We start from the raw sequence: 23,875 nt of genomic DNA, 5'->3' as shown, positions 1-23,875 counted from the left end.
AAATGGATAATGAAAATCAGCAACGAAAATGTCGTATAGGAATCATTGGTGCGGGACGAATCGGTAAACTCCATGCAGAAAATATCAAAAATTATTTACCCCAATTTGAATTACAAGCCATCGCCGATCCATTTTTGAATAAAGCATGGGCCGATAAATTATCTATTGCGGGCCAATACGCTCATTTTGAGCAAGTATTGTTTCATCCTAATTTGGATGCGATTTTGATTGCCTCACCTTCAAATTTACATGTGGAGCAAATTAAAGCAGCAAGTGAAGCAGGCAAAGCGATATTTTGTGAAAAACCAATTGGGTTGAATGAAGAAGAAATTTTAGACGCCTTACAAACCGTACAAGCAAATAATACTTTATTACAGCTGGGGTTTAATCGACGTTTTGATCCTAGTTTTGCCCATTTACAAAAACAGGTAGAAGCCGGTGACATTGGAGCGATTCATCTAATTAAAATTACCTCCAGGGATCCTGCTTGTCCATCTAAGGAATATTGCGCTACTTCCGGCGGTATGTTTATGGATATGACCATTCATGATTTTGATATGGCCCGTTTTCTAACCCAATCCGAAGTGGTTGAGGTTTATGCAACAGGAGCAGTACTTATTAATCCTGATTTTGAGGCATTGGATGATGTGGATACAGCAATCATTCAAATGCGTTTTGCCAGTGGGGCTTTAGGAGTAATCGATAACAGTCGCCAGGCTGTGTATGGTTATGATCAGCGGATTGAAGTTTTCGGGAAAGAAGGAATGTTGCTGGCAAATAATCAATTGAAACATTCAGTGATGCATTTTACCAATACATTTACAGAACAAGCGAATCCAGAATATTTTTTCCTAGAGCGCTATCATCAGGCGTTTAAAGCAGAGTTAAGTTCATTTTATGTTGCGTGGCGAGATAGTCAACCCAGTCCAGTGTCAGGAAGGGATGGGCTTTATGCTTTACGCATAGCTCAAGCAGCGAAACAATCGCTCGTAACTAAATTACCTGTTTCTTTGAGTTGAGGCCGGCATGATACATCCATCATTCTATTTTGATGCAACCCGACCTGTAGATTTAATTTGTATGGGACGGGTGGCAGTTGATCTTTATGCCGAGCAAATTGGAGTTGCACTCAGTGAGGTCCAGAGTTTTAAAAAATACCTAGGCGGTTGCGCGGGAAATATCGCTGTAGGAGCGGCTCGTCTGGGTCTAAACTGCATGATGTTTTCGTGTATTGGCCAAGATGAAATGGGCCGTTTTTTAAAAAATGAACTTGAAAGTGAGGGCGTTAACACGAATCTATTGCAAGAGACGGCTCATCATTTGACGGGTCTTGTTTTGCTTGGAATTAAGCCGCCTCATGAATTTCCATTGATGTTTTATCGCACTGATTGTGCGGATATGCAAATTAAGTCGCACCAAATAAACCAAAATGTATTGCAGCAGGCAAAAGCCATTTTAATTACGGGCACGGGATTATCCACAAAAGATATGCTGCAAACTACGGAAGAAGTGACGCAACGTGCCCGACACGCCGAAACTGCAGTAGTTCTGGACTTGGATTATCGTCCGGTTCTTTGGGGATTGACCGCATTGGGCGATGGAGAAACGCGATATCTCCAAAGCCAAAACGTGAGTCAAACCTACCAACGAATTCTGCCTCTGTGTGATTTAATTGTGGGTACTGAAGAAGAAATTTGTATTGCTGGGGGATGCGATGAGGTTAAGAGCGCCTTAAGGAAAATAAGAGAGTTAACCCAAGCACCTGTAGTGATTAAACTAGGTGCAAAAGGGTGTGAAGTTAATTTTGCTCACAGTAGCCAGAATCTACCCACTAAACCGTTTCCAGTGGAAATACTTAACGTACTAGGCGCTGGGGATGGATTTATGGCCGGCCTTCTATCAGCTCTTTTACGAGGAAAATCCTGGGAGCTTGCTACTACTTTTGCAAATGCGAGTGGTGCTTTAGTCGTCACGCGACATGGTTGCGCCCCCGCCATTCCCTATAAAGATGAATTAGAATATTTTATACAACATTTTGATGAGCATCCCCAGATCTGGAACAGTACTCATTTAATGCAATTGCACCAAAAAAAGAAACTTCCTCAGGTGCTTATTAAAAATCCACTAGGGTTTATTAGAGGCTTCAATCCGATTGTTACTATAAATCCTTTATCAAATGACAATATGAATTTTAGCTCGCTTAAACTCGCTGCTGGAGAAAAATATTTCTTTAGTGAGCATTATGAGTTTGCTGCATTATTAATGACGGGACGCGTCGAGTTTTATTTTGCACATCAAAGTCAGCGTGTAGCCCGCTATGATTATTTTTCTCAAGAACCTATAGTCTTGCATTGCCCTTCCGGTCAAATAGCTGCTGTTGAAGCATTGACTGATTGTGAAATTCTATTGATTGAAACAGAGAATGATGCATCTTTTACTCCTTTATTATTTAATCAGGCCAATCTTTTGGAGTTGGATAATCGAGGAAAAGACCTATTAGACGATAGCTCGTATCGCATCGTAAGAACTGTATTTGATAAGCGCAATAGACCTGAATCTAATTTGGTTGTTGGCGAAATTATTACCTTCCAAGGACGCTGGTCAAGTTATCCTTCTCATTATCACGATCAGCCAGAAATCTACCATTATCGTTTTTCAGAACCGCAAGGTTATGCATTTGGTGAAAATGGGGATGAGGTGCTACGTATCGAAAATTATGACACCTATCGAATTATGAATGGGCAGACCCATGCTCATTGTGCAGCCCCGGGATATGCTCTTTATACCTTATGGTTTATACGTCATTTAAAAGATAATCCTTATACGACGCCAACCTTTATCAAAGAGCATGAATGGACGCGAACACATAAAGCAAATAATAGAGTATGGAAAAAAAACCTCGACTGAGGTTATGAGTAGACTTTGCAGCTAGGGTAAGGCGGTGCTTCAAGCCTGGAAAAATAATGTTTAATGGTGGGTTTCATGAAGATTAGATTGACAATGGCACAGGCATTATTGAGATTTTTGGCAAATCAATATGTGGTGTTGGATGGTAAATCATATCAGTTTGTTGCTGGGGTATTTGGAATTTTTGGGCATGGTAATGTGACTGGATTAGGAGAAGCCCTGGAATACGATAATTATGGTTTGATTTATTACCAGGGACATAACGAACAAGGAATGGCTCATGCCGCGACGGCTTATGCGAAACAAAAAAATAGATTAGGTATTTTTGCGTGCACCTCTTCAATAGGTCCGGGTGCGACCAATATGATTACTGCAGCGGCTACTGCAACAACTAATAGAATTCCATTATTGTTATTGCCCGGAGACATATTCAGTTGCAGACAACCGGATCCCGTATTACAACAACTTGAAGCGTCCCATGACTATACTTTATCGGTTAATGATTGTTTCAAACCGGTGAGTAAATATTGGGATCGTATTACCCGCCCAGAGCAATTGATGACGGCTGTTATCAATGCAATGAGGGTGCTCACTGATCCTGTCGAAACAGGGGCAGTCACTTTATGTTTACCGCAAGATGTGCAATCTGAAGCTTATGATTATGACGCTTCTTTTTTTGAAAAACGTTTTTGGCACATTGATAGAACACCGATCAGTGAACGTGCGCTTGAAGAAGCGACTCAGCTTATTCTTAAAGCCAAAAAGCCCTTCATTATTGCCGGAGGTGGAGTGCATTATTCCTTAGCAACCAATGTCTTGTCGCAATTTGCTGCGCATCATAAAATTCCCGTTGCTGAAACTCAAGCAGGGAAAAGTGCTTTGCCAGCAAGTCATTGCATGAATGTGGGGGGAGTCGGTGTTACGGGTTCTAAAGTTGCAAATTCGCTGGCCGCACAAGCCGATGTGATCTTAGTGATTGGCTCACGGTTGCAAGATTTTACTACTGCGTCTAAATGGGGTTTTAAAAACCAAGAGTGTCGAATTATTCATCTCAATGTTTCTCGTTTTGATGCAATCAAAATGAATGGTTTGATGTTGCAAGGGGATGCAAAGATAGGCTTAGAGCAATTAGGAAAAAAACTAGGAACCTACCAATCCCCCGAAGAATATCATCAGCAGGTGCAACATTATCAAAATGAATGGCAGCATGAATTAAAACGCGTCTGTACTTTGTCTCATCCTGTAGCGGAGGGGTTATCACAAGTAAAGGTGCTCAGTTTATTAAATGAGATGGTGACTGAAGAGGATGTCATAATCTGTGCCGCCGGCAGTTTACCCGGTGATTTACATCGACTTTGGAAATCCAAAAAGGCTAAAGATTACCATTTGGAATATGCATATTCTTGCATGGGTTACGAAGTCGCGGCCGGTCTAGGGGTGCGATTAGCTAAAGAAAATGCGCCGGGTGAGGTATACGTTTTGGTGGGCGATGGCAGCTTTGTGATGATGCATTCAGAATTGCTGACGAGCATTCAAGAAGGAAAAAAAATTACCATTGTCATTTTTGATAATCATGGTTTTCAATGCATTAGAAATTTACAGGAAAGTCAGGGTAGCCAAGGTTTTGGTAATGAGTTTCGATATCGAGAGGCTAACACCAATAAGTTATCGGGAGATTATTTACCCATAGACTTTTGTAAGTATGCTGAAGGACTAGGCGCTAAAGCTTTTTTTGTAGATTCTTATGATCAGTTAGCAGTTGCTATGCAGGCCGCACGCAATGAAAAACATTCTTCAGTGATAGTAGTGCCTATACTGCCTAAAACGATGAGTAATGGTTATCAAACTTGGTGGCGTGTTGCGGTTGCAGAAATATCCAATTCTGAAGAAGTGTCGAAAGCGCATCACAGGATGCAGGAACAATTAAAAAGAGTTAGAGAATATTAAGGATCAAGGTATGCACATTAAACTGGGAATAGCACCAATTAATTGGTGCAATGATGATGATCATGAGTTAGGCAAAGAAATTAGTTTTGGACAATGCATTAGCGAAATGACGGATGCGGGTTATATAGGTACGGAACTCGGTCATAAATATCCGCGTGAGGTATCTGTTTTAAAAAAAGCATTAGATGAGCATGGATTACACTTATCAAGCGCCTGGTTCAGTACTTTTTTTACTGAGTCAGAGCAGTATGAGCACACGTTATCGCGTTTTATGGAGCATTTGAGTTTTATGAAGGCTATGGGGGCCTCGTTTATCAATGTGTGCGAGTGCGGCCATTCAATTCAAGGAACGGGGCTGCCTATTTTAAGCCCCCACAAGCCTGAATTTAGTGAGACACAATGGGAAAAACTAATTCAAGGTTTGCATGCTATTGGCCGAATTGCTCATGATCACAATATGCGTCTTGCATACCACTATCATGCAGGGACTGGTGTTTTTTATGAACATGAAATTGATCATTTAATGGAAAACACAAGTCCTCAATTGATTTCATTATTGCTTGATACAGGCCATGCCGCTTTTGCTAATATTGATTCGCTTGATTTAATCCATAAACATCATGATCGTATAATGTATGTGCATTTAAAGGATATTCGTGCAGAAGTTCTTAACCGAGTTAAGAAGGAACATATGAACTTTATGGATGCTGTACGTGCTGGGGTATTTACTGTTCCTGGTGATGGTGGCATTGATTTTGCCTCTATCATTAAAGTGCTAAAAAAACATCACTATTCGGGTTGGATGATCGTGGAGGCGGAACAAGATCCGGCTAAAGCGCCCCCACTTGTGTACGCGCGAAAAGCGTACGAGTATCTGCAGCACCATATAAAGAACAAATAAAATTCAGGAACACAAGTTATTAAAGTAATGGCTCAGGGATTTATTTACACACAAATCCCTTTTCCGCCCTTTCATCAAACTCACTCACCAAGAGCGCGATTTTTTGTCCTAATTGATTTTTCCCCACGATTTTTTCAGAGGCTTTATAAAAATAAGACATGACACTATAACCTGAACCATTGTCCTCTTGGCGTCGTTGTATTTTTTGTTCTTCCATCTGCATGTTCTTTAGTAACGCCTTCATTAATTCTGAATAGCTGGTATCATCTTCCTTCACACGGGAACAGAGATCCTCTACGTTTTTAATGTATCTAAGGATCATTTGTTTTTTTGCATCAAAAATATCTCTATCCGCTTTATTGATCGCCATGTCAAACTCTCTTTCAAGAATATATTCATATAAAACAGCTGAAAATTGCAAAGCCCAGGGGACTCCTCTCGTGTTGCTAAATAACAATTTATCTTTCTCTTTAATGTCAGTGATGAGAGTAGGGCTGTTTTCAAAGAGATTGCGTAAGGCATTAATAAAATTGACGAGGCCGATATGAAAAAGACTTTCATAAAGATCAAGTGTGAATTCAGTCTTATTTTCTTTATTGTATTCTTTGACTGCAGCCTTAACCTCTTTCCGATGTAAGTGGATTTCTTTTAAGATCAGATCGAAATAGGCGAGATAATCATTATCCTTAACTTCTATTTCTTTTATTTTTTTGACTAAGCATTTAGCAAAATCATTTCTTTGAACCAATAACTCTGCTTCTTTGCCTTTATAAGTTTTCTCATCCGCTTGCGTTTGATAGGTTTCCAATATTTTTTGACAATAACGGTCTGTCATATCTTTAAAAATGCCCATTATCCCTCTCTTCTTTAGTTAGCCAGAAAAATCCTCAATTTTATTTGTTCTCGAGGACATCCATTCTTCCGTTCACAGCATTGTTTTCAAAACACGAATGTCAAATGATAGGCTGACAAAAAAGTTACATTTTTCGATAACAACAGCCTATGTTCTAAACGCGATATATTTGTCCTTATTATTAAGTAGTTTTACGAATACTTCATAACGAATTGTTCAATTTAAGCAGAAAACCAGTATTCAAAATGAAGCTATGAAAATAGTTAGGATAATCATAGTGCCTAATATTAACTCATTGTGAGTTACAGTAAAAGTTATTTTCTTGAGTAAAAAAAATCTCGTTTTGTTGTCGAAAATATTAGGGAAAATTCGAGATATTACAGGAATGTTATCGAGGGTTATACCGGAAGCTATTTTAAATTTTTTACAATTGAATTACTGTATTATTCAAAGGAGGGCTTAGTTATGGTTAAATTTTTTAAAGATAAAAAAAAGTCAGTCGATCCGCCAAATGAATATTATCCTGCCCTACATAAAGCACTAGAGGCAACCATGAGGGTGTGTGTTGCTAGTACTTCTGCACTATTAATTAATCCATTAACAGCAAAAATTTGTACCTACCGAATGGAGAAATAGGCAAGATCCGATCTTTTTTGTTTAAAGTGTCCCAATACATTGAAAATAGGGAGATTAATTTTCTTGATGCGCGAGCTTCCATAAAATATACCATGTCTGGATGTAGGGCTGGAAACTGTGAACACCAAGCATTCTATTTAGCTGCATTACTTCGAGACCAAAAAATTCCCGCATTTATTTATGATATCGAAGATATTAAACATACAGTGGTTATCACCAAAGATTTTTTGCTTGATCCCTGGATAGGTACGATTTTTCCCTTAACTGAAACAGACCTCTGCACATTTTACAATTCATCTCTTAATATGAATGCTTCATGGCTGAATCATTTATTAAGCAATAAAGAATTTCCTTACCAGGATCGATTGGACAAAAACACGCTATATTATTATTTTGCACCCCAAGAGAATGCAATCCATGTCTCGTGTTGCACTCTTTTTTAAAACCCAATAAATACAGGAATATAAAACCTAGTAGTGTTCCTCCTTATTAAAACAATTTAAACCCAAAATGTTCAACTATAATAAGATTATAAGTGAAGCGTAGAGCATCTGACGTTTTTTTAATCTGATGAAAAAAATAATGAATTTCCTTCAATATCGAAGACATTTCAGGTGTTCGCTTATTGAGAAATAAAGTTTTATTAGAGGATCACATGGGATTTTCACTATCTGAATTTTTAGATTATGATGCGAACGGGCAAGTCCAATTAAATGCATTCATCAATGGAAAAGAAGCCACTTCTTACCAAGATTATTTACTTGTTTTAGATAATGTTACGCAAATTTGTCAAAACGAAGAGGATGCTCCCTTATCCCCGGCGTACGTGAAGAATTTGGCTAAAGTTTTATTGGAAAAATTCCAAGAGCATCTTAGGGCAACGCAAAGCGATTGGTATGATAAAAATAATCCTCAAATCTACACCGTAGCAAAACAGTTGGAAGCCTTTGCTTTTCTAATAGGCGAACAAGAAGCAATGAAACAAATACGCGCAGAATTTCCCTTATTACAATCAGTAAAATGTGATTATGAAGTGTATAGCCATGAGAACTTTTTAACTAATTTAGATCCGCTTAAATTTAAGAATTTTGACCGTAATTTACTTGCATTGCAAATGATGATTAGGGTATTGGATCCCCGTTATATCAATCAGCGCGATGAGCAGGTCTGCGGTGTCAATGCTTTTGTACACAACATTGCTTTATTTAATCCATTAAACTACGTGAAAATAGTCTCGGAACTTGCCTCTAAAGGGGTGTGTGATCTTAAAGAATTTGCAGGCAAAGAAGGTGTATTGCGTATTGAAGTAACGGATGCGGTTGCAAATAAAAAAAGTGGCCAGGAAGATACGATTCGTGATGTAGATCATATTATTTTAAATGGGATACGCTCTTCGGAAAATTCAATTGTTCGCTATAGTGCAGAAGGTGCTGAGCTGGCCAAACAGTTGTTTGGTGTTACTACTCATCAGGAAATCAATCGTTGGATGAAACAAGCAGGTTATCACCAGGTGCAAAATATTCCTATTCATAATCGAGAAGCAATAAAACAATTACAATTACTCATCCAGGATGGCTATAGGGTTGGTTTTGCAGGTACCGGAAGCCTTGCTTCATATATTCTTGATCCAGAGGAAGGAGAGCCCCAGAGAAAAAACCTCATACAACGTTTTATGGATGGTCATTTTTTTATTATTAGAAATATTGAATATGATGAACAAAGTGATATGGTTAATGTTCGCATTTTGACGTGGGGAAGGGAACAATTCGCATCAATCCCGTTTGATGTATGGAAAAAAAATATAGGAGTTGTGGGCTCAGCGGTGGTTGGACAAGATCCCTATATGAATTTTATGTTCCATAGTCGAGCCCGAGAGATAGATGATTTACAGCGTAACACGTATTGTTCTCCTGAGGCATATTGTTTGTATGTAAAAAATATCATCGAAGACACCCCTGGATATGAAAAAATTAATAAGTTATTAAACCAGGCTTTTAAGCATTCCAATGGAATAACTTGGTATAAAGCAGCCAAGGAAATTCAAGATGCAATTGAGGGGTTACCTAAAGAAAAAGCGCTTATGGTTCCCTCAAAAATATCGATTATTCCAAGAGTTACGCCCGAGATTAAAATGGAGTTTGACCGGATTCATCACCTACATAGTCGTCCTCAGAAAATTACAGCTTTAGAACATCTTGGAACTCAAGATAATATTGAAGTTCAGCGGCAATTGATGCCCTTATATGCACAAAGCGGCCAATGGGAGAAGGTGAGGGGGCTTTTAGCCGATGTAGAAAGGTACAGTCGCACGGATCGAGAAATAATTTATGAGAGCTTGGAGTTAGGGTGTTGTTTAGTTCTCGGGGATGTAAAAATTCCAAAAGATATAGCGGAATTGATTGAAGGAAATGCTCAATTTAATTTTAAAGCAAAGGACTTAATTCGGGTACTCAGTGAGCTTACTGGGATTCCTAAAGGGGGGACTTTTACCTATGGAATTCGAAGCCGATTGTTAGAGGTGGTCAATAACAGACTTGAAGAAGAAGGAAAAGAAAAAGTTCAACATCTGAGTGAGGTTATTTTATATAAGAAGGATATTTATAATTTGGTGTGGTTACTCGATAAAGAAGTCCAAAGGGTCGACCCATCCCATAAAATCATGAGAAAAGATCAGCTTAAAAAATTTTGTAATGTACTGGTTGATAGAATTGAGAACAAAGATTTATTACAAGATGAGGTGGATTTGCACTTTGCTTCCAGCCTAAAACACAAACTACCTAGGGTTTTAAGAAAAATATCTGAGTTTTTTTTAAAAGTGGCTTCAATTTTTGATGATAATATTATTTCAAAGGGAGTTGAAAAGATTAAGAATTTTAAAGATGAAATGAATAATAATAGGGTAAATAAGCAGCCAGAACCATTGGATTCAAGCGTTATAGTCCAAAACACTATGCCAACTAAAACCGTGATTTAAACTGCCTATGTATGGATACAATTGTGTCCCCTTCGAATCCTAAGCTATTGTACATGCAAAGCTATAGCGAATAATGAGGCTTAGCCGATTTTGTTTCTATTTCTTCAGTGATCCGATTAAAAGTACTTAAAAAATGCTCCGGCAAGTTTAAGGATTGTAGCATTTCATTCATTTTTTGAAGATTAGGTACTATCTCATGAAGAGTTTGAGCATCAATTTCTGCATCGCTGTCCAGTTTCTCATAACGCTGAACGGCAATAAATAACTGAGTTATTTTCGGTGGTGCGTTCATTAATAAAATATGTAAGACCTCTTCATCATCCATCGACCCATTAGTTGAACTTTTCAATTGGTCGATGATTCTTCCCATTTTTTTGAGTTGGTAGGAAGGGATTTTACATAAGACAATTAGATTAGCGAAGGAATAAGTCATATAATTAAATTTTTCAAGTTGCAGAAACCGTTCGATTTCTTGATCTTCTTCGCTAAGCTCGTCTAGGGTATCGGCCTCTGTGACGTATCGTGCGATGGTTTCTAAATCAGATTGTGAATAACTTCGAGCTAAGCCAATGTAATAAAGATCTCGAATGGCCCTGCTACCCGGCTCGGTGCTGATATGGCCGGTTCTATTAAAGAGTCCATTTTCTTTGCGGAGCGAATTTTCACAAAGAGTTCCACCTTCAATGGTCCAATATTCCTCAGCCGAAGGACCATAACTGTACATGGAATTGGTAGGATATAATGTCTGAAGTAAGGGATCATCACTATATTTTGGTCCTTGGAAAAAAGGTCCAAAATTATGTCTCGCTTTGCCAGTAAGATTGTGCAGGGCATGAATAAGCTCATGACCCAATAAGATAAATGCTGGGCCAATATCCGTTAGTCCCTTGCCGGGTGAGGCATAGACTTCTAAATTCAAAGAAGAAACTTTATCGTTATAGCGATAATCTACTCCGACATTTACTCTTCGTGTACCAGGGCCACGAACGGTCTCTCTTTTAAAAATGGTTTTAAAATCTTGCTCAGGGGTTATTTTTTTTCTGGCATATTCCGGACTCGTTTCTGCGAGTCCTCCTGCGGCCATGGAACATTCAAAATTATTGCTGCGCGTTAGTATTAACTGAGCGTCTTTAGTTGTAAGTAAATAATTGAGTTTTACAATCAGTTTTATTCCTTCTGGTCTCGAGGCAAGTTGCATTAACAGAGAATTTATATAGTTGAATTCTTCGTTAGTTAGTGAATTATTTTTACGTAGGTTAGCAATAAGTTGATAAAAATTGGCGCGTACAACTTCTGCAGTTTCTTTTTCTTTCAATTCAGGAAGAATGTATTGTGGGTTTAAGGCAACCTCTTGTTCATTATGAATATAGAGCGCTGAATTTTCATATAAATTCTTAGCCAAATCATTATGGACAACTTGTAAACCTCTTAAAAGATTTTTTATCGCGAGAATTCGTTTAAAAAATATAATTTGAGCATCTTTTGTCGCTTGAGGGTTAAATTGTGCATATTCTGCTTCGATTGCCCTATACAATGTGTGGTTTAACTGATCTACATAAGCGGCTTGTTGCATTAGGTCAGGATTATTGTTTTGAGGAAATTCGCTTTGATGCTTAATACCCAGCTCTGATAATTGTTTAGAAATAACCTCAATGTTCTCTCTCATGATCTAAATAAGTTCATTTGGATTTAATAATAGTATAGACGATTATATTTTGACCAATTTGGCGGGAAGGATGAGCAATGCTCTTTTGAAAGAAATTCACGGTGAACAAAATTTTTTTATGAAACCAATATCTTAGGAACTACAATGATGAGCTTTTTATTATTGCTCTTGCGTTTGGATGTTCAATGTATTCTAAAACGATTCGTTTTTCGAAAAAGAATCAAAGGAGTCTTCGTGAGAGTCTCCTTTTGTCATGACAAGATGCTTATGAAAAGCTATTTAATGGAATACCTTGATCAGACTCTTCATCCTTATCGAACTTATCATCCTCTGCCGCATTTATACCGGTTAATTGTCTTTGGTGATAGGCAAGCATTAATCCATAAATACTATTCGATAGAGGTGTAGAAAACATACCTACTGCAGGTGCTTCAATCAACTCGATTCCATTTTCAGCAAGCTTTGCTTGTATATCAATTTTCGTTTCAGCAATTATCTTTGCAGCGTTTCTTAAGAGTTCAATTTTAAGTAAGGGGATTTGCTCTCTGTGAGTAGTTTCGAACTGATCGATTTCGGCTTTGATAAGACCCATAAATTCTTTCTTAATCTCCAATGTGCCATATAAAGTCGAATAGGTATATTGCTCTGCATAGAGCAGTCCGGAAAGGGTTTTAAGTAAGGTATGCCAGCTGCGATCATGCAGCATCCATAATATGGGGTTGTTAGGAAATTCTTTATAGCAATTCTCTAAATGAACAGCCCCAGACTCTAACAGGTCAATCAATTTCCTTTTAAGCAAGCTAATATCGTTCTCGAATTGAGTTAATCCTTCATGCACTTTATTCGCTCGAAGCAAGCTCTTGATTTCTTTTTGTATTGCTTTTACTTGTTTATATAACGAAATTAAATCGACGTCCTCATTAAGTTGTTGTTTCAGATAGTGCGCTGAATCAATGTAATTCGGGAGTTGTTCCGTTTTTATGCTTCGATGACTATAAATAGCAAAATAGATCTCACCAATTCCCAAGCCTACTCTGTAAGCACCCAAAGCATAAGCAAATTGACGCATAAAAGCTTGTGCTTCTGGAGTATATTTTTTTTCGGGTTTAAAAACATAGGTACCTTCTTGTTGGTGAAACTCTAACGGTAAGCCACTTCCTGAAACATGTTTATCAAAAGCTGCGACGAGACTTGGGTGTTCTGCTGAACCCATAATTTCTTCTGCAGTTCTCACTAATAAATCCTCGTCAATTAGACATTGTTCCATCCCTGCACGAACCATATTGAAACTAAAAACTTGTTCTTCTCCCTGAGCCACTTCGGTGAGTTTTTGTGTTCGTCCTTCATTAAAAAAATAGTTTTTTAATAACTCCCTTATTTTAAACATCGCCATCTTATAGTGATCAAGACGGGTAAAAATTGGTTGAATTACCTTGTTTATTTCTTGTCGGTGGAGTTCCAGTTTTCCTTCCATAATTTCTCCTACTCTATCCTTTATTGCTTTAATTTCTACAGTGCGCAAGGTTCAGTGTCAAGGTGTTTAATTTTTCCGAATTGATTGTGGATGGTTAAATAAAAAGACTACTCAAGAGGAACAATTTTCCTATTTGCACGCTGCTATACTTAAATTAATTCACTCAGCGAGTTTTTGTATGCAGGATGCCAAATTACCTTCTAACATTAAATCTTCTACTTGGTATGTTTCAGCAATGGAACATTTGGTTAAGGTCGTACAGGATTTATCTCAGGCAAATGATATTCAAGCGATCACCGAAATTGTACGCCATGCTGCCCGCGAACTTACGGGAGCAGATGGTGCAACATTTGTCCTAAGGGAGGACAACTGTTGTTACTATGTGGAGGAAAATGCGATCGGTCCATTATGGAAAGGTAAACGTTTTCCAATGGAAACCTGCATCAGTGGTTGGGTTATGCTGCATCAAGAATTAGCCGTCATTGAGGATATCTATTGTGATCCGCGAATTCCACAAGATGCATATCGACCTACATTTGTTAAGAGTTTGGCAATGGTCCCTATACGAAGAGAGGATCCGATAGGTGCTATTGGTAATTACTGGGCTAAAAAACGTCTACCCACGCCAGAAGAGCTCCATATTTTACAAGCACTAGCAGATACCACATCGGTTGCACTGAAAAATGCCCACCTTTACATTGATCTCAATAAACATATAGAAACCATACGCGAGCGGGAGGCGCATGCCCGAGCACAACGAGATACCCTCGAGATTTTTACTCGTGCGTTAGCACATGATCTAAGAGAACCTGCACGAACCATGAGTTCTTTCGTTGACGTTATTGCCCAAGAACAACCTCATTTTTCGGGTAGGGTCGCTGATTATTTTCAGCATATTTACAATGCCAGTAAACGTATGTTGACGCTTATCGATACCGTTTTTAATTACATGCAGCTTGATCAATTTAAAAAAGAATGTAGAGAAGAATGTGATATGAATGAGGTAATCGAAGAAGTTTCAAAAAACCTTGACTACCTCATTCGAGAAAAAAATGTGCATATTATTGCCGAAAAGGTTCCTCATGTAAGTGCAAATCGAACCCAAATGATCCAATTAATGCAAAATTTAATTAGCAATGCCATTTATTATAATGAAAATATTCCCGAAATTTCCATTTCGGCAATCCCCAAAAAACAATTTGTAGAGTTTCACGTATCGGATAATGGTTTAGGTATTGAGGCTAAAGACCATGAGCTCATTTTTCAGCCATTTAAACGCGCTACTTTTATAAGTAAGGGGTCTGGGTTAGGGTTAGCGATATGTTCCAAAATTTTAGAATTGCATGGTGGAACTATAACGTGTAAATCCAAACTTGAAGGAGGAACCATATTTTCCTTTACTCTCCCCTGTGCTCTAAAGATAAAGAGACGAAGAAAAGTAAAGAACATCTCAGCGAGCCCAGTTAATATACCTATTACTACCTTGGCTAATATTTTATTTGTAGATGATCTTAAAGAAGATCTAGAGTTCACTAAAATTATTTTAGAGCGCGCGCGTATAAAATTTAATCTATTTATAGCGCAAAGCGGCACAGATGCACTTAATCTATTACATGACCAATGCGCTCGCAATAATCCGATTGATTTGATATTTCTTGATATCAACTTGCCGGGGATGGATGGGTTCGAAATTTTGAAACAAATTCAAACGGATAAAGAGCTCAATAAAACGCCAGTCATAATGTGCACCGGATCAGATTATAGTAAAGACAGAGAAAAATCTGCCGCACTAGGAGCCGCAGGCTATCTAATCAAGCCAATTGAAAAAAAATCCTTGCATGACCTAATCGATACCCTAGCTGCAGTAAGATGTTGTCCAACAGATGAGGGGTACATTATTATTCGCAATGAGGTAATTGTTTCATGAAAACAAACTTAGAGTTTATGTTCTTTGTTGCCATAAAAATAACCTTCTCGAGTTTCTACCCACGATATGATCGTTATGCTCAAGGGATGGGTTAGGGCGTGTCTAATCTAAATGAGACCTTTTTAAACCTTGTCTATCCAAAATAAATCTGTAGTTTTTAATTACCAATAAGTCAAAAATTTGGTTTTATGTATGTTAATCAATTCTATTTCCATTATTTTCAACAAGATATTCTAAATAAGCTCTTGATGATCAAAAAGTGTATTGACTGGAAAATTTCTATTCGCAATAATGATTTTGTAATTATTTAGTCATTTTGATCTCAATTTGATGCACTCTGTTAATCTGCAAACCAGGAGAATATCATGCTGACAAGTTATCACCTTAGATTGCTTATAGAAAAATGTCGGGAAATAGGTGGGAGTGGACTCGATAGTGGTGTCACCGCTGCTATGCCACAACTTCAAATTGATATCTTAAAACCCCCACACGATTTTTTAGGTGCGCAAGGTAACCCCGCGATTTTTGTAAATAAAAATACTTACAAATTATTAGGACAACATCATAAGGATTGGATAATTAATCAAACTATTGCCTTAAAGATAAGCTTTTTAGAACAAAAAACAATTAATATTATCGGAGCAATTGTTCATGAAGCAGGTCATGCGTTTAATGTAGCTGCAAAAATTGCTAATTCGGAAGCCAATGCATATATCTATGAAATCGAAGTGCTGCGGAAGTTGTTTAAAATGAAAAGCCCTTTGCTATTTGGTTGTACTGCTCCTGACCTTCAAGCATTTTTTAAAGAGCGGCTACCTTTTTATACTAAAGAAATTTCTAATAAATACCTTGCAGACTTGGTTCGCTCAATAAAATACGAATTTAAACTTGAAGAAATGACACCTCCCACAAAACATCAAGAACACATTTCTGTTTTTGTAACCGGAATAACCTTATTTACTCAGAAACAAGGTAATAAAGAACGGGAAGTAACTTTGGGAAGAAAGGATAATTTTATCCAGTCGTTTTGAAATATCAAAATTAAGTGAATCGTATGGAGTTTGCTTTGTGCCGGGGCTTTTTAAATTATCCGGCATAAAGGCAACTGCATGAAAGATGCTGCACTCAAATAAACCAATAAGTATTGAACATTGGATTTACAACCAATGAGGATAATGGGTTCCATTGCAAAAGAATAATCCTAATCGATTAAGTTTAATAGAGATATATTTTTTAGTGGATGAGAATCCGTCTACACCAGCGCGCTAAGCATGATTTTCTAAATAAATAATAAAACGTCAGGAAAGTAAAACTTTTGAATCAATGAGTGCATTTAATATTTTCTTAAGGATTGCGCGATTATAATGCTGCCAATTTATGGGCTATTCATGCAGATAATCTCCAAATAGTAAAATATCTGAATGAGCGGAGGACTGATACAACTTAGGCAATCTTAAATCAATAAGCTGGAATTATGTTGAGATAGATTTTTTAAGTTATCAGTGTGCTCAAAACAATCCAATAATAAAAATAAGGATCTAAGGCAACCAAGTACGTGGCCGCTTACATTTTGATCAACTTTTTTTTCATAAACTTTCTTAATAAAAAATATCTACAGCGAATTGAATAAGATTTCTTGGGGCTAGAGATTATTCCCAACTTATTTCTCGATTTACGAAACAGACTTCGGCGTTTGCTGAGTTTCCATATTAAATTTTAAGTAGGTTTTCACATGAATAATAAACACGATCTGAATCAACAAGAGCAAATGGCTATGATAAGAGCAGAACGGGCTCAGCGATTTGCAGAACAAAAAGCAAAGAAAGAGGCCTCAGTGCTCTTGGGTCATTTAAATTCACTTAATGAATGTTTTCAACGCAATCCATTTCCCAAAGACAGCAGTGAGGATATTTATGCCTCAGCAGAACGTGCGAATAAATATCTAACTGCAGTTATCGAGTTACAACATCAAATCAATGGGTTAATTAATATATGGAGCAGTAGGGAATCCGATTTAAAACCTCTGGGTCAAGCAATGAGTGAACAATTGGGTACCACTGGAAAATCGTGTGATTTAGACGCTTCATTCGAACACGATTTCGTACAGTTTTTTAAATATGTCCTTTTGCTGCAAGACCATATAAATGAAGTAGTGTCGCATATTAATGATCGAAATGAAGAACGACGCAATCAGGATAAGAATATTATTGTTGAGGTCAAGATAATTCAGGAGCATTTGCAACATATCCTACTCCAGTTATCTGGAAAGCAATTCAATGATAGGGAGAAAAAAAAGAGCGAACCAGTAGTAACTGCACCAGTTCAATCAGTGGAGGCTGTTGAATTTGATGAGGATATAAATCAAGACAATCCTTTTTTTGCACTTCCTAATGAAATGATGATTTACATTTTAAGTCAAATCCCTCCACAGGATCTGCTTAATGTACGGCAAATGGCTAAATCAAAAACTGCATTAGTTGATGACACCCTTAAAATGATAACCCAACCACTTTATATCATCGGTTTTCTAAGTCAAGCCGACGGAATCACAGGCCATCAATTTACAGCGTTTTATCAGAAAACCCAAGCTTATCAAAAACTAAAGCGCAAAGTTCTTGCAAATAAAGCACTTACTGCCGAGGAAGCCATTTGTTATACGCTCACTCGAGATTGCAACGTCCTGCCCGCTAATTTAAAAGAAGCGATGCAGAAATTACCCTTAGATGAAGTCACCAAAAACCATCTTGAGCTGATTTTGACTGCCTCAGAGGAAATTCAGGCGATTGAGGCTCTGCGTGAACAATACACTCACTGGCCAATAGAGGCGCAGCGTACACATATGAAAGATGGTTGGGCTCACTTATTATCTCATTTGAAGTCATATCATCCGCATCAATTTGTTAATTTGTTGGCTGGAGCGGATTTTAGTGCTGGGCAATTCTCAGGCACTGACTTTTCTTATCTTAATCTTAGGGGCATAAAATTTATTGATGCCCAATTTAGAAATATGAATTTTAGAGGTGCCTATCTGGCAGGTGCAAACCTAAATGGAGTGCAATTGCACAGTGTAGATTTTACCGATGCAGAATTACGGGGCGTGCAGTTCCATAGAACGAATTTTGGGAATATGGATCTGTCTGCGCTGGATTTGGAAGGAATTGACTTTGAATGGGCCCATATCCGCGGTGCAAAATTATTACCTACGGACGCCCTAAATAGTCCACAACAATTGTATGCTGCGTTAACTCAATTTGCACAACGCATTGCAAAACATTCGGCTGGTAGCAAGCGTAAATTACAAGAGCACATGTTAGAGGAAATTGCGCAGCAACTTGAAACATCCGCGGAACACAGCTTAAAAGAAAAAATAGCCTTGTTAGATGTTGCTATAGCAGAGATTAATCCAGGTGAGATGATTGTCGGGGTATTCCCTTTCCAAAATGCATGCCAGCAATTAAAAGAAAAAATGACTTTTGCACACCCCAAGCAGGCCAGTATAGAGCATCCATTGAAAAAAGAGGCAAAGGAGATTCTTGAACGGATTTTCACTATTCTTAATGGAACTAAACGGGGTGCCGCAGAAGCCTTGGCAACGAATCAAATCCCAGAAAAAATTAATATGGATGCCTACAGAACCCAATACAGGTTATTAATGGGATGTATTAAACAATACCCTGAATTAAACACGAGTTTTAAAGTTGTTCAAGCACTAGGGGTAACCCCTGAAATTTGGCATCTGTTATTTATTACATGCCCTTCTATCATGTTGCTCCCCTATGATCTACCACCAATTTTAGCAGGTTATCACTGTGAAACGCTGAAGATTAAAGAAGGAGAAAAGTATTATGCAAGTCAGGTTTTTAATGGTCATCAATTTGATATTCGCAGTTTGCAAAAAATAAAATTAACCGAATTAGACCAATATCTGTATGAAGCAGAAGATTTTGCCATCTACGAAGGCCAAGGACGTAGTAAAGTGCATGTCAAATTGGGTGATTTGTTTATTACCTTTTGTCCAGGTGGTAAGGGAAGTGTTTTTTCAAATGTTGAGATTATAGATTTTGTTAATCGGAAGTTAAAACCGGCGTTCTCTCTTGATTTAGAGCGTTATGGAAACATACCTTTTGAGGCATTTATGCCACTTGATCCTTTTGTTAATTATTCTGCAACAGCGGTAGGTAATCATTGGACAGTTGATGATATAAGGAATCTACAAGAAGCATTCACATTTAAAAAACAAGTAATAGAACGGATTTTTACCTCTGAAAAAATGCACCGTCATCATAAGTTTTATCCGATTTTTGAACAATATGAAGCTCAAGAAAAGAGTCAATTTGCTAGGTTGCCTCGAGAATTAGTCGATGTAGTTTGTGCTTACGTTCATGGGAACACATTGAAACAACACCAGCACATTTCACCTCTAGCTGAAGTCAACGAATTACATGAATTGTTTTCCAGAGAACATCTTCATTCCATGCCTGTCAAATCACTTCCTAAGCGAGCTGTACCCTCCACCCCTATACAAGAGAAGGAGAAGGAAAAAGGCAAAGAGAAAGAGGTTATTAGGGGGGAGAATACACAACCCAAATCTACAAAACTTGCTGTATCAAAGGGTCCAGGATTGTTTACATCTCCTGCAAAGGTAATTGCACAGGAACCGGCTAGGCCTGATGTTCCTCCCAAAAGAAATATTTCAGAACAAAACAAAGTATCTGTTGCAACACCAAAGAACGCCGCGGTGAGTTCGGTCCCAACATCGATACATACTGTCCCTGGGTCGCAAGATCACAGATTATTAACAGCTCCGAAAGAAATCCCTCAGCAACGCTTCGCACCTGATGCATCTTTAAAAAGGAATATTCCAGAGCACAACTCAAAAATCCCTGTTCCGGTACCACAAAACGTATTAAAAAGGCCGGTCCAGGCAGGGCAACATGCACCATCTAAAGGTCCAGGATTGTTTGCAGCTCCGAAAGAAGTTCCGCATCAGCGCTCTCTGCCCGTATCTCCAACAGAGCAAAACTCTGTGATCTCGGTCGCTGTACCTAAGAATGCGGCAAAGAAACCCGATCAAGCAGGCACACTTGCTGGTACTTCTCAAGAAAGCAGAAATTTATCGAAACAAACGGTCCAAAATCAGCCAAGGATGTTTCCTGCTGTAGTCGATAGAGCACAGCGATCCGCTCAAAATGAAACGCAAGGTCCTAGCAAAAAAACACTTCCTAAACCGATCGCAGTGGATGTAACCACTTCTGGAAATTGTTTGATTTCATAAACTCTCACCTATGTCGCCAATTGTATTTGTAGGATTTTTGTCTACAGGTATGGTTGGCGAGTAGTAGGATCATTGAGCATACTTTATAAATTAACTGAGTCTTTTATCCATTTTTTAGTAAGGGTTTCCTATGAAGCACAACAGGATGTGTATCAAAAAAGGGCTAATATTACCACAAAGGAAAGTAATGAAAAAAAATTACACAAATGCACCCGTAATCTAATTGATCCGTACGAAAAAATAGAACGACTAACTAACAGGTTGCTAGTAGCTGGTTAAATGAATACGATTAAGCTATGATTTATTCTTAAGGAGAAGGTTTTGCAGGATAGGAGTTCATTTTTAATGAAACGTCTGAGTTTATCATTGCTACTGATTCTGGTTGGCTTCGGTGTGGCGTCTGCCGCGCAAAAGACAGTTGTCTGTCATATGCAAGGAATAGAAGATGCTCTCTCTTTTTTAGCCCCTAATAAAATCGGAGATTTACCCAAAATTGATTTTGATTATCCAGTGAATGTCACCCGATTCAGCCTGCGAACTGATAATTTACTGCTTGTCGCTATGGATCAGGATGAGAAAGATCGCCCACGGATTTTCTTTTCAGCACAATTTAATAAACAAAACAAAGCTTATATTGGCCAATTTATGACGGATTCTGGCGGCAATGAACTGCAACTGGATAATGGTCCGCTTTCCTGTACCTTAAAATAAATTAGGGGTTCATAGGCGGGCTCGCTAAGGTTCAAGCAAACGATTTAGTGCTTCGATTTCATCGAGAATCTTTAGAAATTTTTCTCCAAATGGGGTAACAAAATACTCAACCCTGGGGGGGAGTTCGTGGAACGTTGTTTTGCCAAGGATACCAAATTCAAGATTTTTTCTAAGGCATTGATTTAAAACCTTAGTGGTGAGACCTTCAACACAGCGAACCATTTCCCCGGGACGATTGATTCCATCTCGCAAAAGAGAATAAATGGTAAGAGACCACTTGCAACCGTAAATTGTCTCAACCATATTTGCTGTTTTTAAAGGTTTTTTTTCTTTCAACGTGTTCTTCAAGTAATTCAATAAAGTATACCAATAAGTACCTACTGTACCACTAAGTACCTACTTTTTTTAGGATTATATATCTCCCATACTCCGCGGAACAGATTTTTATTAACTAAAAGGTGAAGGACATGGTACATCATAATTTAGCCCTTATTATAGGTGGTTCTAGTGGTATGGGATTGGAAACAGCAAAAAAGCTTGCCGCAAGTAGTGATCTTGATTTACTCATCACGGGAAGGGATGAGCACAAGTTGCACCATGCTGCCAATCAAATAAGACGGATGGGAGTTAAAGTCGAAGAGTTCGTTATTGATCTTTATGATAAGGCGCGGGTTGCACAATTGGTTATGAACATAAAAAATGAGACGCGCAAAATAAAATATCTCATTAATGCGGCGGGATATTTTAAACCCATAAGTTTTTTAGACCACAAAGAAGAGGATTATGATCTACAAGTAAACCTCAACAAAGCATTTTTCTTTATTACGCAGGCCGTTGCAAAAAAAATGAAACAAGAGGGCGGCGGGGCAATCGTTAACATTGGATCCATGTGGGCAAATCAAGCCATCAAGGCTACTCCCTCCTCAGCCTATTCGATGCAAAAAGCAGGTCTTCATTCACTAACCCAGCATTTAGCTATGGAGCTGGCAGAGTACAATATCCGAGTGAATGCCGTAGCACCTGCAGTGGTCGTAACACCTATTTATAAGTCTTTCATTGCTGAAGATCAAATTGAAGTCTCGCTGCAAGATTTTAATAGCTTTCACCCTATTGGTAGAATAGGGAAGGCCACCGATGTTGCAAACACTATTGAATTCCTGCTATCCGATAAATCCAGCTGGATCACTGGGGAAATTGTTAATGTTGATGGTGGGGTTATGGCGGGAAGAAATTAACGAATAAGTAGGCTTCCCTCCCGAAGTCCAGAAAAAGGAGGGAAACATTCTTCTCCCACTGGAGCAGGAGAATTCTTTGGGTATCGATTTCATCTTGCTCTTATTTAGGATGATATCGTTTAAAAAATTGAAGCATTTCATAAAAGACATAGGGCCCTGCATCTCGATGGTCAAGTGTGTCACTTACTGAATGAATAAATACATTACGCCCCGTTTTTCTAAACTGTTCATAGGCTATTTCTGCTCCATGATAAGGAACATCCCGATCCCCCTTTGTGCCCACGAGCAATAAAGGTGCGGATGGGGAAAAACTATAATGATTGAAATAGTTCTTCAAGGTTTCAGAATTGTTTTCAGTATGATTTAAAATGGCCTCAAAAAATTCGGTTTGAAAAATTAATGCGGGATTTTGCGGCAAAGCATTAATTATTTCTTTAGTAGAATGATGTCCATCAAAAAGCTCTGGGATCATACTGTTATAAGGAAAAACAAATAGCTGATTTAAATCAGCCCAATAGTTTTTATAGGTTTGTAGTGAATAGAAAAAATAGGCTAAATATGCGGTTGCTCGAGGCCCCGGATCGCGCATAATAAATTGCATTGTTTCATTCCAGTCATAAGGGGCCGAACCTAAAGCAACTGCAGTAATTGGGATATCAGGATACTGGGTGGCAAGGGATTCAAACAGTACTAAAGAAGAAAATCCGCCCTCTGAGTAGCCACCAATATACAGCTGGTCATTGAGATCAATCTTTATTATTTTAGTAAGCTCCTTGGCAGCTAATAGCATATTTATACTGCAACTGGCCAGGGTTTCATATTGTACATAAGGATGAAGTGCTAACTCATTGTCTCCGAAACCCAGGTAATCTGGCATAACGGTCAGATAACCGCCATGACTGGAAAATAGAGCCGGATATATTGCATCCCCTTCCTTCATCCTCGAAGGTACGTCCTCATGATTAAAACGTGTTCCATGCTGATAGCTGACGATTCCCAGAGTACCGGCTACACTGGGTACAGCAACCAAACCAGAAGCGGTAGTGATAGAACCATTCGGGGCGGGAGTTTTGTAGTTGATTTTATAAAGAGTTACATCGTATTTGGCTTCAAGTACATTAAGCGGCGGCGATTTTTTTAATGCCATTTGCGCCATCTCTTTAGAAAACTCGCCTAAATAAGTGTAACTCACAAGAATTTTTTGCTCATTTTCTTGTGATTGGCTATAGGAGTTGATACTTAAAAACAAATATAAGAAGAAGAAAATTATTTTTTTAATAGGGGTCATTGCGATTTCGTTCCGAATTATATTTAAAATGAAAAAAGACCAATACATTAAGCATATTTTATAACTCAGATTCAACGTTTT

General features: G+C 38.2%; 17 protein-coding genes. 12 read left to right on the top strand and 5 right to left on the bottom strand.

Going from position 1 to position 23,875, the window contains the following annotated elements:
- The first annotated feature begins 2 nt into the window (after positions 1-2).
- The 4 genes from iolG to iolE all read left to right on the top strand — a co-directional run bounded on the left by iolG (position 3) and on the right by iolE (position 5,755).
- Positions 3-1,019, top strand: coding sequence for an inositol 2-dehydrogenase (iolG, locus tag HBNCFIEN_RS14745; protein WP_182391813.1), 1,017 nt, complete (start codon positions 3-5; stop codon positions 1,017-1,019).
- Positions 1,020-1,026: 7 nt separating this feature from the next.
- Positions 1,027-2,907 (top strand): 5-dehydro-2-deoxygluconokinase, encoded by a 1,881-nt coding sequence (gene iolC, locus HBNCFIEN_RS14740; RefSeq protein ID WP_182391812.1) that lies wholly within the window; start codon positions 1,027-1,029, stop codon positions 2,905-2,907.
- A 75-nt stretch (positions 2,908-2,982) separates the two neighbouring features.
- Positions 2,983-4,854 carry a 3D-(3,5/4)-trihydroxycyclohexane-1,2-dione acylhydrolase (decyclizing) gene (iolD, locus tag HBNCFIEN_RS14735; protein WP_182391811.1) on the top strand — a complete coding sequence of 624 codons (1,872 nt, stop codon included), beginning with the start codon at positions 2,983-2,985 and terminating at the stop codon, positions 4,852-4,854.
- Between the two features lie 10 nt (positions 4,855-4,864).
- On the top strand, positions 4,865-5,755 hold the full coding sequence (gene iolE, locus HBNCFIEN_RS14730; RefSeq protein WP_182391810.1) for a myo-inosose-2 dehydratase: 891 nt from the start codon (positions 4,865-4,867) through the stop codon (positions 5,753-5,755).
- Positions 5,756-5,795: 40 nt separating this feature from the next.
- Here the strand turns inward: iolE and HBNCFIEN_RS14725 are convergent, their stop codons facing one another.
- Complete coding sequence (locus tag HBNCFIEN_RS14725; protein WP_182391809.1) at positions 5,796-6,608, bottom strand: hypothetical protein; 813 nt, start codon at positions 6,606-6,608, stop codon at positions 5,796-5,798.
- A gap of 465 nt (positions 6,609-7,073) precedes the next feature.
- On the opposite strand from HBNCFIEN_RS14725, the gene HBNCFIEN_RS17810 reads away from it, so the two are divergent.
- The 3 genes from HBNCFIEN_RS17810 (at position 7,074) to HBNCFIEN_RS14715 (ending at position 10,218) form a co-directional block, all read left to right on the top strand.
- Positions 7,074-7,244, top strand: a complete 171-nt coding sequence (locus HBNCFIEN_RS17810) for a hypothetical protein (protein WP_304599261.1) — start codon at positions 7,074-7,076, stop codon at positions 7,242-7,244.
- Between the two features lie 17 nt (positions 7,245-7,261).
- Positions 7,262-7,687, top strand: a complete 426-nt coding sequence (locus HBNCFIEN_RS14720) for a hypothetical protein (protein ID WP_304599260.1) — start codon at positions 7,262-7,264, stop codon at positions 7,685-7,687.
- 212 nt (positions 7,688-7,899) lie between these two features.
- The gene (locus HBNCFIEN_RS14715) at positions 7,900-10,218 is read left to right on the top strand and encodes a hypothetical protein (RefSeq protein WP_182391808.1); all 2,319 of its coding nucleotides are present in this window, start codon (positions 7,900-7,902) and stop codon (positions 10,216-10,218) included.
- 61 nt (positions 10,219-10,279) lie between these two features.
- Here the strand turns inward: HBNCFIEN_RS14715 and HBNCFIEN_RS14710 are convergent, their stop codons facing one another.
- Both HBNCFIEN_RS14710 and HBNCFIEN_RS14705 read right to left on the bottom strand, forming a co-directional pair.
- Complete coding sequence (locus tag HBNCFIEN_RS14710) at positions 10,280-11,884, bottom strand: M91 family zinc metallopeptidase (protein ID WP_182391807.1); 1,605 nt, start codon at positions 11,882-11,884, stop codon at positions 10,280-10,282.
- A gap of 265 nt (positions 11,885-12,149) precedes the next feature.
- On the bottom strand, positions 12,150-13,358 hold the full coding sequence (locus tag HBNCFIEN_RS14705) for a hypothetical protein (RefSeq protein ID WP_182391806.1): 1,209 nt from the start codon (positions 13,356-13,358) through the stop codon (positions 12,150-12,152).
- Positions 13,359-13,536: 178 nt separating this feature from the next.
- Here HBNCFIEN_RS14705 and HBNCFIEN_RS14700 point away from each other — a divergent pair, with 178 nt between their 5' ends.
- From HBNCFIEN_RS14700 to HBNCFIEN_RS14685, 4 genes are all read left to right on the top strand, one after another.
- A complete protein-coding gene (locus HBNCFIEN_RS14700) occupies positions 13,537-15,285 on the top strand; it encodes an ATP-binding protein (RefSeq protein WP_182391805.1) in 1,749 nt (582 codons plus the stop codon).
- 365 nt (positions 15,286-15,650) lie between these two features.
- Positions 15,651-16,316: a hypothetical protein gene (locus tag HBNCFIEN_RS14695; protein WP_182391804.1), complete on the top strand. Its 666-nt coding sequence runs from the start codon at positions 15,651-15,653 to the stop codon at positions 16,314-16,316.
- A gap of 701 nt (positions 16,317-17,017) precedes the next feature.
- Positions 17,018-20,560 (top strand): pentapeptide repeat-containing protein, encoded by a 3,543-nt coding sequence (locus tag HBNCFIEN_RS14690; protein ID WP_182391803.1) that lies wholly within the window; start codon positions 17,018-17,020, stop codon positions 20,558-20,560.
- Positions 20,561-20,905: 345 nt separating this feature from the next.
- Positions 20,906-21,271, top strand: coding sequence for a hypothetical protein (locus tag HBNCFIEN_RS14685; RefSeq protein ID WP_182391802.1), 366 nt, complete (start codon positions 20,906-20,908; stop codon positions 21,269-21,271).
- 24 nt (positions 21,272-21,295) lie between these two features.
- Here the strand turns inward: HBNCFIEN_RS14685 and HBNCFIEN_RS14680 are convergent, their stop codons facing one another.
- Positions 21,296-21,574, bottom strand: a complete 279-nt coding sequence (locus tag HBNCFIEN_RS14680) for a helix-turn-helix domain-containing protein (protein ID WP_182393716.1) — start codon at positions 21,572-21,574, stop codon at positions 21,296-21,298.
- A 164-nt stretch (positions 21,575-21,738) separates the two neighbouring features.
- Here HBNCFIEN_RS14680 and HBNCFIEN_RS14675 point away from each other — a divergent pair, with 164 nt between their 5' ends.
- Complete coding sequence (locus tag HBNCFIEN_RS14675; RefSeq protein WP_182391801.1) at positions 21,739-22,506, top strand: SDR family NAD(P)-dependent oxidoreductase; 768 nt, start codon at positions 21,739-21,741, stop codon at positions 22,504-22,506.
- A gap of 100 nt (positions 22,507-22,606) precedes the next feature.
- On the opposite strand, the gene HBNCFIEN_RS14670 is transcribed toward HBNCFIEN_RS14675, so the two are convergent.
- Positions 22,607-23,794 carry a S9 family peptidase gene (locus HBNCFIEN_RS14670; RefSeq protein ID WP_182391800.1) on the bottom strand — a complete coding sequence of 396 codons (1,188 nt, stop codon included), beginning with the start codon at positions 23,792-23,794 and terminating at the stop codon, positions 22,607-22,609.
- Positions 23,795-23,875 lie beyond the last annotated feature (81 nt).

This window comes from Legionella sp. PC997 (genome assembly GCF_014109825.1).
Classification (GTDB): Bacteria; Pseudomonadota; Gammaproteobacteria; order Legionellales; family Legionellaceae; genus Legionella.
This window is presented reverse-complemented; position numbering and strand designations above follow the sequence as displayed.

Excerpts from the sequence above, each read along its gene's own strand:
- iolG (WP_182391813.1), top strand. The coding sequence starts at position 3 with ATGGATAATGAAAATCAGCAACGAAAATGTCGTATAGGAATCATTGGT.
- iolC (WP_182391812.1), top strand. The coding sequence starts at position 1,027 with ATGATACATCCATCATTCTATTTTGATGCAACCCGACCTGTAGATTTA.
- iolD (WP_182391811.1), top strand. The coding sequence starts at position 2,983 with ATGAAGATTAGATTGACAATGGCACAGGCATTATTGAGATTTTTGGCA.
- iolE (WP_182391810.1), top strand. The coding sequence starts at position 4,865 with ATGCACATTAAACTGGGAATAGCACCAATTAATTGGTGCAATGATGAT.
- HBNCFIEN_RS14725 (WP_182391809.1), bottom strand. The coding sequence starts at position 6,608 with ATGGGCATTTTTAAAGATATGACAGACCGTTATTGTCAAAAAATATTG.
- HBNCFIEN_RS17810 (WP_304599261.1), top strand. The coding sequence starts at position 7,074 with ATGGTTAAATTTTTTAAAGATAAAAAAAAGTCAGTCGATCCGCCAAAT.
- HBNCFIEN_RS14715 (WP_182391808.1), top strand. The coding sequence starts at position 7,900 with ATGGGATTTTCACTATCTGAATTTTTAGATTATGATGCGAACGGGCAA.
- HBNCFIEN_RS14710 (WP_182391807.1), bottom strand. The coding sequence starts at position 11,884 with ATGAGAGAGAACATTGAGGTTATTTCTAAACAATTATCAGAGCTGGGT.
- HBNCFIEN_RS14705 (WP_182391806.1), bottom strand. The coding sequence starts at position 13,358 with ATGGAAGGAAAACTGGAACTCCACCGACAAGAAATAAACAAGGTAATT.
- HBNCFIEN_RS14700 (WP_182391805.1), top strand. The coding sequence starts at position 13,537 with ATGCAGGATGCCAAATTACCTTCTAACATTAAATCTTCTACTTGGTAT.
- HBNCFIEN_RS14695 (WP_182391804.1), top strand. The coding sequence starts at position 15,651 with ATGCTGACAAGTTATCACCTTAGATTGCTTATAGAAAAATGTCGGGAA.
- HBNCFIEN_RS14690 (WP_182391803.1), top strand. The coding sequence starts at position 17,018 with ATGAATAATAAACACGATCTGAATCAACAAGAGCAAATGGCTATGATA.
- HBNCFIEN_RS14685 (WP_182391802.1), top strand. The coding sequence starts at position 20,906 with ATGAAACGTCTGAGTTTATCATTGCTACTGATTCTGGTTGGCTTCGGT.
- HBNCFIEN_RS14680 (WP_182393716.1), bottom strand. The coding sequence starts at position 21,574 with ATGGTTGAGACAATTTACGGTTGCAAGTGGTCTCTTACCATTTATTCT.
- HBNCFIEN_RS14675 (WP_182391801.1), top strand. The coding sequence starts at position 21,739 with ATGGTACATCATAATTTAGCCCTTATTATAGGTGGTTCTAGTGGTATG.
- HBNCFIEN_RS14670 (WP_182391800.1), bottom strand. The coding sequence starts at position 23,794 with ATGACCCCTATTAAAAAAATAATTTTCTTCTTCTTATATTTGTTTTTA.